This is a genomic window from Paenarthrobacter sp. CC6, from assembly GCF_040560085.1.
Lineage (GTDB): Bacteria > Actinomycetota > Actinomycetes > Actinomycetales > Micrococcaceae > Arthrobacter > Arthrobacter nicotinovorans.
Window position 1 is genome coordinate 136408 of sequence record NZ_JARDAN010000005.1, and the last position, 15472, is coordinate 151879.

Consider the following 15472-nt stretch of genomic DNA (forward strand, 5'->3'; position numbering starts at 1 on the left):
TAGTCCCGCCCTCGTTCGAACGAGGGCGGGACTTTCCACATTCACCACCTTCAAATTGCGCAGAGTGCAAACTTGCACTTAGTGTAATTACGTGACCCAAAGCAACACCCACGATCCCGCCGCGGATTCCCCTGCCCTTTCCGGCGCCGGCACCCCATCACGGCGCGAGCTGAACAAAGCGGCCACCCGCAGCTCCATCGCGGCCGCAGCCCTGGACCTTCTGCGCAGCCAAGGGTCCGGCAACTTCACCGTCGAAGACATCGCTGCCGCCGCAGGTGTATCGCGGCGCACATTCTTCAACTACTTCCCCACCCTCGAAGCCGCCCTCGCCTCCGTGGCGGACGGCTTCATGGACCACGCATTGGAGCAGTTCCGGCTGCGCCCGGCCGACGAGTCCATCCTCGAATCAGCACAGGCCGCACTGATGGCCCTCGCTGACCCGATGTCCGTTGCCCCCATGGCCGAGTTGTTCAGCCTCACCCAGGACAACCGTTCGCTGGCCCGCTCCGAGCTTGAAGCCTGGGACCACTGCACGGAGCAGATCATCGACGCCGCCCGCACCAGATTGGGTTCCGGCGTCAGCGAGCTGTACCTCCACGCACTGGCGGGCTCGGTCATCTCCTGCGGCAAAGCCGCCATGAATGTCTGGTTCGCCGAACGCGGACCGGACCTCTCCTCCGAATCACTGGCGACCCTGCGCCAGCACCTCATCGATGCGATGGGCCTCCTCGGCGCCGGCTTCGCGCCGCCGTCGGGCGCCTCCCGCCATCCCGTCCCCACCTCCGCCGCAACCACCACAGATCGGTTCTGACATGGCTTCGTTCCTCTACCGTCTCGGCAAGTTTTCGTACCGCCGCCGCTGGCTGGTCATCTCGATATGGCTGGCCGTCCTGGTGGCAGTGGGCGGCTCGGCCGCAGCCTTCCACGGCACCATGTCCAACAACTTCACCATCCCGGGCACCGAAACCCAACGGATGGCCGACAAGCTCAAAGAAGCGCTGCCTGACGCTTCCGGAGGGTCAGCCAGCGTGGTCTTCGACGCCGGGGATGCCGGATTCGACCAGGCCAAGAAGGACGCCGTGTCCGCTGCCCTTGAGAAGCTCAAGAGCCTGCCGGACGTCCAGGGAACGGTCAACCCCTTCACCACGCAGGAGCAGCTGGACAAGGCAGCCGGCGACATCGCCGCCGGTGAAGCCAAAGCCGCCGAAGGCAAGGCCCAGCTGGACGCAGGCCGCGCGCAACTGACCGCAGGCGAAGCACAGCTTGCCGGCGTGGAGCAGCAGCTTGCAGCATCCGGCCTCACGCCCGCCCAGATCGAAGCGCAACTGGCTCCGCAGCGCGCAGAACTTGCCGCAACCAAGGAAAAGCTCGACGCCGGGGCGAAGGAAGCTGCCGACGGCGCCGCGGCATTGGCGCTCGGCAAACGGCAGGCTGAAGCCTCCGAGGGGCTGCGTTTCGTCTCCAACGACAACAAGGCCGCCGTCGCGCAGGTCCAGTTCAAGACCTCCATCAATGCCGTCGATCCCGCTGTTCGCGAAGAAGTCCAGGAGATCGTGCACGGCGTTTCCTCGGCAGGCGTCACAGCCTACGCCAGCAAGGAGATCACCGAGGACGTCTCGGAAATCTTCGGCATCGCTGAAATCGTCGGCGTCGCCGTCGCGGCCCTCGTCCTGATCCTCATGCTCGGCACCCTTATCGCGGCCGGCCTGCCGTTGCTCATGGCCCTGATCGGCGTGGCAGTGGGCGTGGGTGGAACGTTCGCACTCACCGGCGTCATCGACATGAGCTCCATCTCCCCCATGCTCGCGCTGATGCTCGGCCTCGCAGTGGGCATCGACTACTCCCTCTTCATCGTCAACCGTCACCGCACCCAACTCCTCGCCGGCATGGACGGAGAAGAATCGGCCGCACTGGCTACCGGCACATCCGGCAACGCGGTGCTCTTCGCAGGCCTTACCGTGATCATCGCCTTGGCGGCCCTCGTGGTTCCGGGCCTGCCGTTCCTTGCTGTCATGGGTGTTGCCGCCGCAGCGACAGTTGCTGTCGCCGTCGTCGTGGCTTTGACCCTGACGCCCGCCGTCCTCGGCCTGATTGGCCGCAGGCTCATCTCCAAGCGCGCCTGGGCCAAGGCCGCCAAGCACAACGCCGAACCCGGCCACGAAGCTGCCGACCGCGAACTCGAAGAGAAGCGGAGCAGCGGCGGTTGGGGCGGCCTTGTGACGCGCCACCCATGGGTTTCCCTGATCGCAAGCGTCGTGCTGTTGGGCGCTTTGGCGCTGCCGGCTTCGCAGCTCCGCCTGGCCCTGCCCGACGGCGGATCGGAACCCGTCGATTCGCAGGCATACAAGGCCTACGACCTCACCCGCAGCAGCTTCGGCGAAGGCATGACCGGCCCGATCATCGTGGTGGGCGAATTCCCCGAGGGATTGAGCGACAACGACGCCAAGAACAAGCAGTACGACGTCGCCGACCAGCTCCGGAGCGTCGACAACGTGGTTGCGGCCGTTCCGGTTGCGCTGAGCGACGACCACCGCACCGCAGTCTTCCAGGTCATCCCCAAGGAAGGACCTGCCAGCGCCGGGACCGTCCAGGTTGTCTCTGATCTGCGGGCCAAGGGCACGGCCATCCACGACGACCTTGGCGTGACCATCGGCCTGACAGGCCAGACGGCAGGCAACATCGACGTCTCCGCCAAGCTCGGCGCGGCCCTGCCGCCGTACCTCGCGATCGTGGTGGGACTCTCCCTGATCCTGCTGCTCCTAGTGTTCCGCTCCATCGTGGTGCCGCTGCTGGCCACCGGTGGATTCCTGCTCTCCCTCGCCGCCGCCTTCGGCGCAGTGGTCGCCGTTTACCAGTGGGGCTGGCTGGGAGGAATCTTCGACGTCGCCAATCCGGGTGCCGTCCTGAGCTTCCTGCCCATCATCCTGATCGGCGTGCTGTTCGGCCTGGCCATGGACTACCAGGTGTTCATTACGTCCGGCATGCGGGAGTCCTTCATGCACGGTGAGTCAGCCAAGCACGCCGTCCGCTCCGGCTTCAGCCACGCCGCCGCAGTGGTGACCGCGGCCGCCATCATCATGGTCAGTGTGTTCTCCGGCTTCATCTTCAGCCACTTGACCATGGTCCGGCCGCTCGGCTTCGCGATGGCATTTGGCGTGCTGATCGATGCGTTCGTTGTGCGCATGACAATCGTCCCGGCCATCATGTACCTGCTCGGCGAAAAGGCCTGGTGGCTCCCCAAGTGGCTTGGCCGGATCCTGCCGGACGTTGATGTTGAGGGCGCAAAGCTGAACCGCAGCGACCGCTCAAAGGACGGCGCCGAGGAACTGGTGCACTAAACCCTTCCTCACATCACCAGTGATAACCACGGACGCTCCCTCACTTGCTTCTCGCCAGTGAGGGAGCGTCCGGTATTTAAGGCCGGGATGTGAGGGAGGGTTTACGGGAAGCACGCGGGAAGTGAGGGAGGGTCTACGGCAAGCACGCGGGATGTGAGGGAGGGTCCACGGCAAGCACGCGGGATGTGAGGGAGGGTCATATTAGGCTGGGGAGCGTGACCCGATTGATCCTTGCCTCCCAGTCCCCCGCCCGCACCAAACTCCTGGCCGAGGCGGGGATCAGGCACGAGGTCCTGGTTTCGGACGTGGACGAGGACGCCGTACAGGCAAAGTACGGCGTGACCGACGCCCACGACACCGCGCTCCTGCTGGCCAGGGCCAAGGCGGAGGCCGTCGCTGCCCTGCCTGAGGCCGAAGGTGCCCTGGTGATCGGCTGCGACTCCGTGTTCGAGTTCGACGGCGAGTCCCACGGCAAGCCCTACACCGCGGAGGTTGCCCGCGAGCGGATGCTGCGCATGAGCGGCTCCCAAGGCGTGCTGCACACAGGACACTGGCTGGTTGACTGCCGGGACACTGCCGCCAACGTGGAAAACGATGAACCCGCCGAAGGCACGGGCGCTACGGTGGGAGCTGTGTCGAGCGCCGAGGTGCACTTCGCATCGATGAGCGAGAACGAGATCAACGCCTACATCGCCACCGGTGAACCGCTCCACTGCGCTGGCTCGTTCACCATCGACGGATTGGGCGGGGCCTTCATCCGCAAGGTGGACGGGGACCCGCACGCCGTCGTCGGTCTTTCCATCTCCACCCTCCGCGACTTGCTGGTGCATGCCAAGGTGGGCATCACCGAACTGTGGGGCTCGGACAGCCAGTAGGGCAATTTGTAGCAACCCTACAAAGGAACATCACCTCACACACGGAATCCCCCATCAATATGGGCGGAACCCTCACAATCGCGCTAGGCTCCCTGAAGGACAGAAGGAGTCAACAACTTGTCAGCTAACCCGGCGCAGCCCATTTCCAGCCCTCTTACCAAGGTCTTGATTGCCAACCGCGGCGAAATCGCGGTCCGCATCATCCGAGCCGCCCGGGACGAAGGCATTGCCTCCGTAGCCGTCTACGCAGACCCGGACCGCGACGCCCTCCACGTCCGCCTCGCCGACGAAGCGTACGCCCTGGGTGGGAACACGGCCGCTGAGTCGTACCTGGTGATGGACAAGATCATCGACGTCGCCAAGCAGTCGGGCGCGGATGCCATCCACCCCGGCTACGGCTTCCTGGCCGAGAACGCCGAGTTCGCCGCCAAGGTCATCGACGCCGGAATCAACTGGATCGGCCCGTCACCTGAGGCCATTTCGGCTTTGGGCGACAAGGTCCAGGCCCGCCACATTGCCGAAAAGGTGGGCGCACCCTTGGTCCCCGGCACGGCTGATCCCGTGGAATCCGCGGACGAAATCCTCAAGTTTGCCGAAGAATTCGGCCTTCCGGTCGCCATCAAGGCTGCGTTTGGCGGCGGCGGGCGCGGCATCAAAGTTGCGCGCACCATGGAGGAAATTCCGGAGCTTTACGAATCCGCCGTCCGCGAAGCCACTGCAGCCTTCGGCCGCGGCGAATGCTTCATCGAGCGGTTCCTGGACGCCCCCCGCCACGTCGAAACCCAGTGCCTGGCCGACGCCTACGGCAACGTGGTAGTGGTCTCAACCCGCGACTGCTCGTTGCAGCGCCGCAACCAGAAGCTCGTGGAAGAAGCCCCTGCCCCGTACCTGAGCGAAGAGCAGAACAAGCGCCTCTACGAATCCTCCAAGGCCATCCTCAAGGAAGCCAACTACCTGGGTGCCGGAACCTGTGAGTTCCTGGTGGGCCAGGACGGCACCATTTCCTTCCTCGAGGTCAACACGCGCCTCCAGGTGGAGCACTGTGTTTCCGAAGAGGTCACCGGCATTGACCTTGTCCGCGAGCAGTTCCGCATTGCCCGCGGCGAGGCACTTGGCTACGAGGACCCCGAGGTCCGCGGCCACTCCTTCGAGTTCCGCATCACCGGCGAAGACCCGGGCCGGAACTTCATGCCCGCGCCCGGTACGGTCACCACCCTGAAGAACCCCACGGGCCCGGGTGTCCGCGTGGATTCCGGCATCGAGCAGGGCGACGTCATCAGCGGCAACTTCGACTCCATGCTGTCCAAGCTGGTCGTCACCGGCGCTTCCCGCGAGCAAGCACTCCAGCGTTCACGCCGCGCACTGGAAGAAATGGTGGTGGAGGGTATCCCCACCGTCATCCCGTTCGACCTCGCAGTGGTCACCGACCCTGCTTTCGCTCCCGCGGAGGGCCCCTTCTCGGTCCACACCCGCTGGATCGAAACCGAGTTCGTCAACAGCATCCCGGCCTGGTCTGCTGCGGGCGCAGACGCCGGAACGCCCGACGCCGGCGAGCGCCAGCGCGTCGTCGTCGAGGTTGGCGGCAAGCGCCTTGAAGTGGTCCTGCCGTCCGGCCTGGGTGCCGGCGTCGCCACCGCCTCCGCCGGGACGGGTACGAAGTCCGGCAAGTCCAAGAAGCGTTCCCGCTCGGCAGGTGCTGCGGCTGCCGCTGCCGGCGGCGATGCACTGACCTCGCCCATGCAGGGCACCATCGTCAAGGTGGCGGCCTCCGAAGGTGACGTGGTGGCCGAGGGCGATCTGATCGTGGTCCTCGAAGCCATGAAGATGGAACAGCCCCTCACCGCCCACAAGTCGGGCACCGTCCGGGGCCTGTCTGCCAGCGCCGGGGAAACCGTGGCCGCCGGTGCGGTCATCGCGACCATCGAGGACTAGGAACCGACGCTTAACGACGCCGGCCCCGCACCTTTCGGTGCGGGGCCGGCGTCGTTATTGGGCAGCTTGTTCTTAAGGTTCTTAGGCGACGTTGTTCTCGTAGTCCGTGTCCTTGGTCTCCCGGGTGAGGAGCAAGGCAATGAAGGTGACCACGGCAGCGGCGGCCATGTAGACGCCCACCAACCAAGTGCTGCCGTTTGCCGCCGACCACAGGGCGATGGCCACGAAGGACGCAGGGGCCGCTCCGATCATGGACGACAGGTTGTAGGCGACAGCCGAGCCGGTGTAACGCACGTTCGCCGGGAAGAGCTCCGGCAGGATCGCCGCCATCGGGCCGAACGTCAGGCCCATGAGGGTGAAGCCCACGATCAGGCCCACCATGGCTGCGGCCTGGCCGGGTCCAAACATGGTGAACCAGAGGGCACCGAAAACGAAGATTCCGGCCGTGACGCCCAGCAGGAACTTCCGGCGGCCCCACTTCTCGGCCAGCGGGCCCGAAACCACAGTGAAGATGCCGAAGAAGACGACGCCGATGATCAGCATCCAGAGGAAGTCGGAGCGGGTAATGCCCAGCCCGGGGACGAACGCGGCGACCTGCTCGGCCGTCATCGGCTTGCCGGCCTTTTCGGCTGCGGCCTGGGCGCCGGCCAACGTTGGCTTGGTGCCGTAGGACAGCGTGAACGTGGTCATGATGTAGAAGAGCACGTACGTGGCGAACATGATGAACGTACCAGCGAGGACCGGGCGCCAGTGGCTCTTGAGCGTTGCAGCGAGGGGCAGCTTCTGGACCTTCTCCTGCTCGATGACCTTGGTGAAGGACACGCTCTCCACCAGCTTCAGGCGGACGTAGAGACCGACGATGACCAGCACGGCGCTGAGGATGAACGGCACGCGCCAACCCCAGGCAAGGAACTCATCAGCACTGAGCGCCACGTTCATCCAGATGAAGATCACGTTGGCGATGATGAAACCGATCGGCGCACCCAGCTGCGGGAACGTACCGTAAATTGCGCGCTTGCCTTCAGGCGCGTTCTCCGTTGCGAGCAAGGCAGCACCGGACCACTCGCCACCCAGGGCGAGGCCTTGGAAGAAGCGGAGCACGACCAGCATGATCGGCGCGAGGATGGCCCAACCGGGCATGGAGGCGGTGGGCAGGAGGCCGATGAGGAAGGTTGCAATACCCATGGTCAGCAGTGAGGCAACCAGGGTGCCCTTGCGGCCGATCTTGTCACCAAAGTGTCCGAAGACCACTGCCCCGATGGGACGCGCGAAGAAAGCGACACCGAAGATGGCGAAGGCGCTGAGCAGCGCGTTGATGTCGGTGGCGTCCGGGAAGAAGAGCTTGGGGAAGACGAGTACCGACGCGGTGGCATAGGCGTAGAAGTCGTAGAACTCGATCGTCGTGCCGATCAGGCTCGCGAAGATCACCTTGCCCCGCGAGTTCACTGGTTTAGTGGACTCGCCTTCCTTGGATGGTGCGGTGGAAGACATGTAGTTGCAGCTTTCTTTCACGCCGGCCGAAGCCCTAAGAGCCTACCCGGCGAAGGATTATTTGAGAGTTCAATAATAGTTCCCGCCGTCCATTGACTGGACAACCAAGTCCAGTATGCGGACAAACGAGAAAATCCCACCATGTGGTCTGCGCCACATTACCTCACCGCCGTCTCACGCGCTGGTGACCCCGCCGATAGGGAAATGTCACAGGGCGTTTACAAACAGCGACCGTCCGTGAAATGCGCCAAACCTACCTTGGAAGAACAACGTCCCCCACCAAGGAGGCACTCCGTGACTGTTGATAGCACCGCAGATGCACTGGCCCCCATCCAGTCCACCACTGCTGCCACCCCCGCCCTTGAGCACCGCCCCGGCCGCTGGATTGCCAACTGGGATGCCGAGGACAAGGGCCAGTGGGAAGCCGAAGGCCGGTCCATCGCCAAGCGGAATCTGTACTGGTCCATCTTTGCCGAATTCCTCGGCTTCGTCGTCTGGCAGCTGTGGTCCATCGTGGTGGTCCAGCTCCCCGCGGCAGGCTTCACCTTCGATTCCAACCAGATCTTCTGGCTCATCTCCATCCCCAGCCTCGTGGGCGCCACACTCCGCATTCCCTACACCTTCATGGTTCCGAAGTTCGGTGGCCGGAACTGGACCATCGTCTCGGCCCTCCTGCTCCTGATCCCCACCACCGGGCTGGCGATCTGCGTGTCGAACCCCGAAACACCCTTCGGTGTCATGCTCCTCATCGCTGCCCTCGCAGGCTTCGGTGGAGGCAACTTCGCCAGCTCGATGGCGAACATCACTTTCTTCTACCCGGCGCGCGAAAAGGGTTGGGCGCTGGGCCTGAACGCCGCCGGCGGCAACCTCGGTGCCGCCGTCGCACAGCTTGTTGTCCCCATCGCCATCACCCTGCTGGCCGCCGGAACCGTCAACCTGCCCATGGCGGGCATCATCTGGATACCGCTGATCATCATCGCCGCCTTCGGCGCGTACAAATACATGAACAACCTCACCAGCGCCAAAGGTGATGTGGCCGGCTCACTGGCCGCCCTCAAGGAACCTCACCTATGGATCATGGCGTTCCTGTACATCGGAACTTTTGGCTCGTTCATCGGCTTCGCGGGCGTCTTCCCCAAACTGATCAAGGACTACTTCCCGGACTTCTCCTCAATCCACGTTGGCGCTGTGGCCTTGTCCCTGGCTTTCCTCGGCCCGCTGGTCGGTTCCCTGGCCCGACCCTACGGCGGACGCATGGCCGACCGCATGGGCGGGGCACGCATGACCATCGCCTCGTTCGCTTCCATGGCCGTCATCACGTTGACCATGATCTGGACACTGCCGCTGAAGAACTTCTGGCTCTTCCTCAGCCTGTTCCTGCTGCTCTTCCTGGCCAGCGGCTTCGGAAACGGCGCGACGTACCGCATGATCCCGGTCATCTTCGCAACGTCCAGCCGTGCTGCCCGCTCCGGCGCCAGCAGCGCCGCCACAGCACGCCTCGCAGCATCGTCACTCGGCCTGATCTCGGCGATCGGCGCCTATGGCGGCTTCGTCATCCCGCAGGTGCTCAACGCATCCAACACAGCCAGCGGCTCCTACACCCCGGCCTTCTACGGCTTTGTCGGAGCCTACGTCCTGATGCTCACCGTCTGCTGGGTCTGCTACATCCGCCCTGCCCGGAAGCGCAACACGATCGGACACATCTAGATGCCCAACGGCGCCGATACCCACTGCCCCTACTGCGCGCTCCAGTGCGCCATGACGCTGACCCCGGCTGCACCCGCAGTCCAAGGCACAGCGGCAGCGCCCGCCGCAGAACCGGCCACCCCCGTTGTCCCGCTCGAGGTTTCAGGGCGCGACTTCCCCACAAACCGGGGCGGGCTGTGCCGCAAAGGCTGGACATCGGCGTCGTTGTTGCGCCATAGCGGCCGGGTCACGGAGCCGATGCTCAAAGGATCCGACGGCGTCCACCAGCCCATCTCCTGGGACCAGGCCCTCATGCTGATCGCCGCAGCCGTCAAAGACACCCAGCAGCAATACGGGAACGACGCTGTTGGGGTCTTCGGCGGCGGCGGCCTCACCAACGAGAAGGCGTACCTGCTGGGTAAATTCGCCCGCCTGGCACTGCGCACGTCCCGCATCGACTACAACGGCCGGTTCTGCATGTCCTCGGCCGCGGCCGCCGGCAACCGGGCGTTCGGAGTGGACCGCGGGCTCCCCTTCCCCGTGACCGACCTCGATTCGGCGTCGGTCATCCTTATGCTCGGATCCAACGTCGCGGAGACCATGCCCCCGTTCGTCCAGCACCTCCAGGGCGCCCGCGACGCCGGCGGGCTGATCGTGGTGGACCCCCGCCGCTCGGCTACCGCCGCGTTCACGTCCGACGGCGGCGGCCTCCACCTGCAGCCGACGCCCGGCACCGATTTGGCACTGCTGTTGGGCATCTCGCACGTGGTGGTCCACGAAGGGCTCGTGGACGCTGAATACATCGCCGAACGCACCAGCGGATATTCAGCCCTGGTGCGCAGCCTCAACGCGTTCTGGCCGGAGCGGGTCCAGTCCATCACCGGCGTCCCTGCCAACCTCATCCGCGAAACGGCCCGGCGCCTGGCCCAGGGTGCCCGCGCGGGCGGCAGCTACATCCTTAGCGGCCGTGGCGTGGAGCAGCACGTGGACGGCACCGATACCGCCACCGCAGCCATTAATCTAAGCCTCCTCCTCGGACTGCCCGGCTCGGCCCGCAGCGGCTACGGCACCCTCACCGGCCAGGGCAACGGACAAGGCGGCCGGGAACACGGACAGAAAGCCGACCAGCTGCCCGGCTACCGCAAGATCACCGACCCCGCCGCGCGTGCCCATGTGGCCAGCGTCTGGGGCGTTGACGAGTCGCTGATCCCCGGACCCGGCCTGCCCGCCGTCGAACTGCTCAAGTCGCTGGGACAGCCCGACGGCGTCCGCTGCCTTTTCGTGCACGGCGCCAACGTGGTGGTTTCCGCACCGGACACCAACGCCGTGACACAGGGCTTGCGCAGCCTGGATTTCCTGGTGGTGTGCGACTTCTTCATGTCCGAGACGGCCGCCGAAGCGGACCTGGTCCTGCCTGTCACGCAGTGGGCCGAGGAAGAAGGAACCCTGACCAACCTGGAGGGCCGGGTGATCCGCCGTCGCAAGGCACTCACTCCTCCCCCGGGCGTGCGCAGCGAGTTGTGGCTTATGGCCCGGCTCGCCGAGATGCTCGAAGCCCCTTCTACGTTCAGCGATGACCCTGAGACCGTTTTCGAAGAGCTGCGCCTGGCCTCGGCCGGCGGCCTGGCGGACTACTCGGGCATCGACTACGCCATGCTGGACCGTGGCGAGGCAGCCTATTGGCCATATCCAACCGGCAGCACCGGCACTCCGAGGCTCTTCGGTGACGGCTTTGCCCACGCTGATGGCCGGGCCGTGATGGTTCCCGTGACGCCGTCGAAACGGGCTGCGCGTTCATTTGCGGACGACTCCCTGGCGCTCGCTACGGGTCGCCTCCTGGAGCACTACCAGTCCGGCGCCCAGACCCGCCGAGTTGCCGAGCTGCTGGCGGCCCAACCCCAGGCACGGCTCCTCATCCATCCAGGAACCGCGGCAGCACGAGGGATTTCCGACGGCGATTACGCCACAGTGACCAATGAGCGGGGAGAAGTCCTGTGCCGGGCCGAGCTGAGCACCTCGGTCCGCCCCGACACTGTGTTCCTGCCCTTCCATTTCCCCGGCCAGGAAAATGCCAACCGCCTGACTGAGTCGGCCACAGATCCCATCTCCGGCATGCCGGAGTTCAAGACCAGCAGGGTGTGGGTCCGGCGCGCGGTCTCTTCACGAACCCTGGATGGCGTTCCTGCCGGAGCGGGAATTCCACTGCACATCAAGGAGGCTTCATGAGCGAGCGCATTGTCGTCGTAGGATTCGGGCCAGTGGCTGCCCGGCTCGTTGAGGAGCTTCTCCCCGCTGTCCGGACCGGTCTCGTGCAGTTGCTGGTGGTCGGTCAGGAAAGCGACGCTGCGTACAACCGCGTGATGGTGGCAGAACTGGGTGTCGGGCGGACGAGCGCCGAAGCACTGGCCATGGCTGATGTTCCCGGGCTGGAGGCCGACGGCGTGCAGCTCCGCCTGGGCGTCAAGGTCAAGAGGATCGACCGTGCCCGGCAGCACGTGGTCCTCGCCGACGGCACCACGGAGCACTATGACCGCCTGGTGTTCGCAACCGGGTCACGACCCGTCATTCCCAACCTCACAGGGCTCAACCCGGATCCTTCCGGCCCCGTCCTTCCTCCCGGCGTCATCACGCTTCGCGATCTTCAGGACGCCGCCGTGCTTCGTGCGGCGGTTATGCAGCAGAAGCGGGTTGTCGTCCTGGGCGGAGGCGTCCTCGGCCTGGAAACAGCACTGGCAGCCTCGGAGGAGGGCGCCAAGGCCACCGTGGTCCACAACGGCCCCTTCCCCTTGGCCCGCAGCATCGACCGAGGCAGCGGGTCCGTCCTTAGCAACAGCCTGCGTGCAAGTGGCGTCCGGATGGCCGGCAATGCCCGCTCCACCGGGGTGGAGACTGCAGGTCCTGGTGGCTCATTCTCGGCCCTGCTGCTCGATGACGGATCCGCGATTGACGGCGATCTGCTGGTGTTGTCCTGTGGTGTCCGCCCTCGCCTTGAACTCGCCGAGGGCTGCGGGCTTCCCGTGGCGTCCGGCATCCTGGTGGACCACCACCTCCGGACCCATCACGAGCCTCACATGTTCGCGATCGGTGACTGCGCCGAAGTCCATTGCGCCGATCCTTCCTGCAAGGAGTGCCGGACCGCGGGCGGCCCTTCAGGACTGGTGGGGCCGGGCTGGCGACAGGCGGAATGGCTGGCGGAGTACCTGTTGGTCCTGGCCCGCGATGGCCAGTCGGCCGCGGACTCCCTGGAACCCCTGCCCTCGGAAAAGCCCGGCGTTGTGATCCTGAAGGCCCGCGGCATCAACCTGGCCATGGCAGGCGACAACCAAGCCGATCCCTGGGACGAAGAAGTCCTGGAAGCCGGCGCTGCGGCTGGACGTGCACGACGCCAGATCTCCCAATGGGCCGACCCCGAGCACGGCCGCTACGTCAAGATGACCACGCGCGGCGGAGTGCTGGAGGGCCTGGTGGCTGTGGGAATGCCCCGCACCGCCGCTGAACTGGTGATGCTCTTCGAACGCTCCTCGGAGCTGCCCGCGGACCGCTCCCTGCTGCTCCGGCTGGACGGGCCCGACCACCTCGACGCCGGTGCCTCCAGCAACGATCCCCAGCGGACCGTGTGCCGTTGTGCTGGCGTGAATGCGGCCAGCATTGAGGATTCCGTGCTGGCTGGCTGCGGCACCGTAGGAGAGGTTTCCAAGGCCACCCGCGCAGGGACCGGCTGCGGAGGATGCCATGAGGACATCAAAGGGATCATCGAAAAGCACTTCCAGGCCGCAACCGCCTGAATCCGCCATTTCGTGGCCTCGCTGCTCACAGTGCCGCGCCTTCGGCATTGTGCGCAGCGAGGCATCGAAACAGACGGTCTAAACTTCCGGAGTGAACATCTCCGAACCCGCGCCCGGCGTCCACTTCGTCGAAGGACCCGCATCCAACTGGCTCATCGTCCGTAGTGCACCGGCCCCAACGGACGACTCCGGCTTCATCCTGATCGACAGCGGTTACCCCGCCGACCGCGACCTGGTGCTGCAGTCTGTCCGCGAACTCGGCCTGGACCCTGCCGATGCCAAAGCCATGCTCATCACCCATGGACACGTGGACCACACGGGATCGGCCGCCTACTTCTCAAGAACCTTCGGCACAGCCATCCTGTGCTCCCCCGAAGAACTTGCCCACGTCCAAGGCAAGGAGAAGCACCAAGTCACCCTGGGCCAGGTCCTGGCCCAGGTGTGGCGTCCGAAGGTGTTCCGCTGGATGCTCCACGTCATCAAGGCAAAGGCCCTGCAGGCAGAGCCGGCCACGCATGCAGAAGCCTGGACCCAGGACAGGCTCGCCGGCCTTCCGGGCAAACCCACGCCGATTGCAGTGCCGGGCCACACTCCGGGCAACGTAGCGATCCTGCTGCCGGATGCCGGAGCGATTGCCGTAGGAGACACATTTGTCAGCGGGCATCCGATCAGCAGCAGGCAAGGCCCGCAGATGCTGCACAGGATGTTCCACCACGATCCTGCGGCCGCCCTCGAAGCAACCGGCCGGCTGGAGGAAGTCCAAGCACGCGTGGTCCTCCCGGGGCACGGACCCGCGCTGCACCTGCCCGTGGCCGAAGCGGTGAACCAGCTGCGCTCCTAGGAACGCAAAACCCGTTTCGATGGCTCGCTGCGGATCATGCCGCTCGTACGGCATGGCCCGCAGCGAAGCCCCGAAACGGGCGTCTGCGCTGGAATTACATGTGCACGTGAAGGCGTCGTGCAGCTTCCGAGATGGATCCTGTCAGCGACGGGTACACGGTGAAAGCGCTAGCGACGTCGTCAACATGCAGTTTCTGGGTCACGGCCACGGAGATGGGGAAGATCAGTTCCGAAGCGTTCGGCCCCACCACCACGCCACCAATGACGGTGCCGGATCCCTTGCGGGCGATGATCTTGACGAAGCCGTCCTTGGTGTTGCGCATCTTGGCACGGGCGTTGCTGAGCAGGGACAGCATCACGACATCGCCCTGGTACTTACCGGACGCGAGGTCGGCCTCCGAAACGCCCACGGAGGCGATCTCCGGGGACGTGAAGATGTTGGACGCCACCTGGTTGAGCTTGAGCGGCTTCACGCCGTCGCCCATGAAGTGTGCGATCGCGATGCGGCCCTGCATGGCAGCGACGGAAGCCAACGCGAAAACACCCGTGCAGTCGCCGGCAGCGTAGATGTTGGGGGCCGTGGTGCGGGAAACGCCGTCAACCTTGATGTGCCCGGATTCGGTCAGCGTTACGCCGGCTTCCTCGAGTCCGACGCCGGCCGTATTCGGGATGGATCCGACACATACCAGGCAGTGTGAGCCCGTGACGACGGAACCGTCACCCAAGGTGACCTTCACGCCGTCGTCCGTCCGCTCTACCGCGTTGGCCCGCGACTTGGACAAAACGCGCACGCCGCGGCGCTCGAAGACGCCTTCCAGCAGTTTGGCGGCGTCGGTGTCCTCGCCGGGGAGGACCTGGTCGCGGCTGGAGATGAGGGTGACCTTGGAGCCCAGGCCGTTGTAGGCGGAGGCGAATTCGGCGCCGGTCACACCCGAACCCACCACGATCAGTTCCTCGGGCAGTTCGTCCAGGTTGTAGATCTGGGCCCAGTTGAGGATGCGCTCGCCGTCGGGCTTTGCAGTGGGAAGTTCGCGCGGGTGGGCGCCGACGGCCAGGAGGATGGCGTCGGCGTCGATGGTCCGGGTTCCTTCGAGGGTCAGGACCTCAATGGTGTTGTTGTCCAGCAGCCGGCCGGAGCCAATGACGATTTCCACGCCCAAGCGCTCGAGGCCGGCGCGGATGTCGTTGGACTGGCCGTGGGCGAGGTTCAGGACGCGGTCGTTGATGTGCTTGAGGTCGGCGCGGGGCTTGGAGGCCGTGCCGTCGCCGTCGAACTTGACTCCCAGCTCGTCCGCCTCACCCACGCGGGTCATGAGGTCGGCGGTGGCGATCAGGGTCTTGGAAGGCACGACGTCGGTCAGCACGGCGGATCCGCCGAGGCCGGCACGCTCAATGATGGTGACGTGGGCGCCGAGCGAGGCGGCTACCATGGCAGCTTCGTATCCGCCGGGACCACCTCCCAGGATCGCGATACGGGGGGCACTGAAGTCAACTTGGGTGGTCACAATCCTCAATTCTCGCTCAT

The 15472-nt window shown here is 65.3% G+C and carries 10 protein-coding genes; 8 read left to right on the forward strand and 2 right to left on the reverse strand.

Annotated elements, in window-relative coordinates; genetic code table 11:
* The first annotated feature begins 91 nt into the window (after nucleotides 1–91).
* From PV760_RS03150 to PV760_RS03165, 4 genes are all read left to right on the forward strand, one after another.
* Entirely contained in the window at nucleotides 92–811 is a 720-nt protein-coding gene (locus PV760_RS03150) for a TetR family transcriptional regulator (protein WP_039240398.1), read from the forward strand.
* A 1-nt stretch (nucleotide 812) separates the two neighbouring features.
* Nucleotides 813–3338 carry an MMPL family transporter gene (locus PV760_RS03155; protein WP_306877696.1) on the forward strand — a complete coding sequence of 842 codons (2526 nt, stop codon included), beginning with the start codon at nucleotides 813–815 and terminating at the stop codon, nucleotides 3336–3338.
* 215 nt (nucleotides 3339–3553) lie between these two features.
* Nucleotides 3554–4213 carry a Maf family protein gene (locus PV760_RS03160; protein WP_275778711.1) on the forward strand — a complete coding sequence of 220 codons (660 nt, stop codon included), beginning with the start codon at nucleotides 3554–3556 and terminating at the stop codon, nucleotides 4211–4213.
* A 117-nt stretch (nucleotides 4214–4330) separates the two neighbouring features.
* The gene (locus tag PV760_RS03165) at nucleotides 4331–6145 is read left to right on the forward strand and encodes an acetyl/propionyl/methylcrotonyl-CoA carboxylase subunit alpha (protein WP_189075860.1); all 1815 of its coding nucleotides are present in this window, start codon (nucleotides 4331–4333) and stop codon (nucleotides 6143–6145) included.
* An 81-nt stretch (nucleotides 6146–6226) separates the two neighbouring features.
* Here PV760_RS03165 and PV760_RS03170 read toward each other — a convergent pair whose 3' ends face one another.
* Nucleotides 6227–7636, reverse strand: coding sequence for an MFS transporter (locus PV760_RS03170; protein WP_026267117.1), 1410 nt, complete (start codon nucleotides 7634–7636; stop codon nucleotides 6227–6229).
* A 294-nt stretch (nucleotides 7637–7930) separates the two neighbouring features.
* On the opposite strand from PV760_RS03170, the gene PV760_RS03175 reads away from it, so the two are divergent.
* The 4 genes from PV760_RS03175 (at nucleotide 7931) to PV760_RS03190 (ending at nucleotide 13948) form a co-directional block, all read left to right on the forward strand.
* Nucleotides 7931–9343: an MFS transporter gene (locus PV760_RS03175; protein ID WP_018777388.1), complete on the forward strand. Its 1413-nt coding sequence runs from the start codon at nucleotides 7931–7933 to the stop codon at nucleotides 9341–9343.
* Nucleotides 9344–11548 (forward strand): molybdopterin oxidoreductase family protein, encoded by a 2205-nt coding sequence (locus PV760_RS03180; protein ID WP_055974980.1) that lies wholly within the window; start codon nucleotides 9344–9346, stop codon nucleotides 11546–11548.
* The gene (locus PV760_RS03185; protein WP_354627124.1) at nucleotides 11545–13107 is read left to right on the forward strand and encodes an FAD-dependent oxidoreductase; all 1563 of its coding nucleotides are present in this window, start codon (nucleotides 11545–11547) and stop codon (nucleotides 13105–13107) included. The genes PV760_RS03180 and PV760_RS03185 overlap by 4 nt, the downstream gene beginning before the upstream one ends.
* A 91-nt stretch (nucleotides 13108–13198) precedes the next feature.
* Entirely contained in the window at nucleotides 13199–13948 is a 750-nt protein-coding gene (locus tag PV760_RS03190; protein WP_354627125.1) for an MBL fold metallo-hydrolase, read from the forward strand.
* A gap of 94 nt (nucleotides 13949–14042) precedes the next feature.
* Here PV760_RS03190 and PV760_RS03195 read toward each other — a convergent pair whose 3' ends face one another.
* Nucleotides 14043–15452, reverse strand: a complete 1410-nt coding sequence (locus PV760_RS03195) for an NAD(P)H-quinone dehydrogenase (protein ID WP_026267116.1) — start codon at nucleotides 15450–15452, stop codon at nucleotides 14043–14045.
* Nucleotides 15453–15472: the final 20 nt, after the last annotated feature.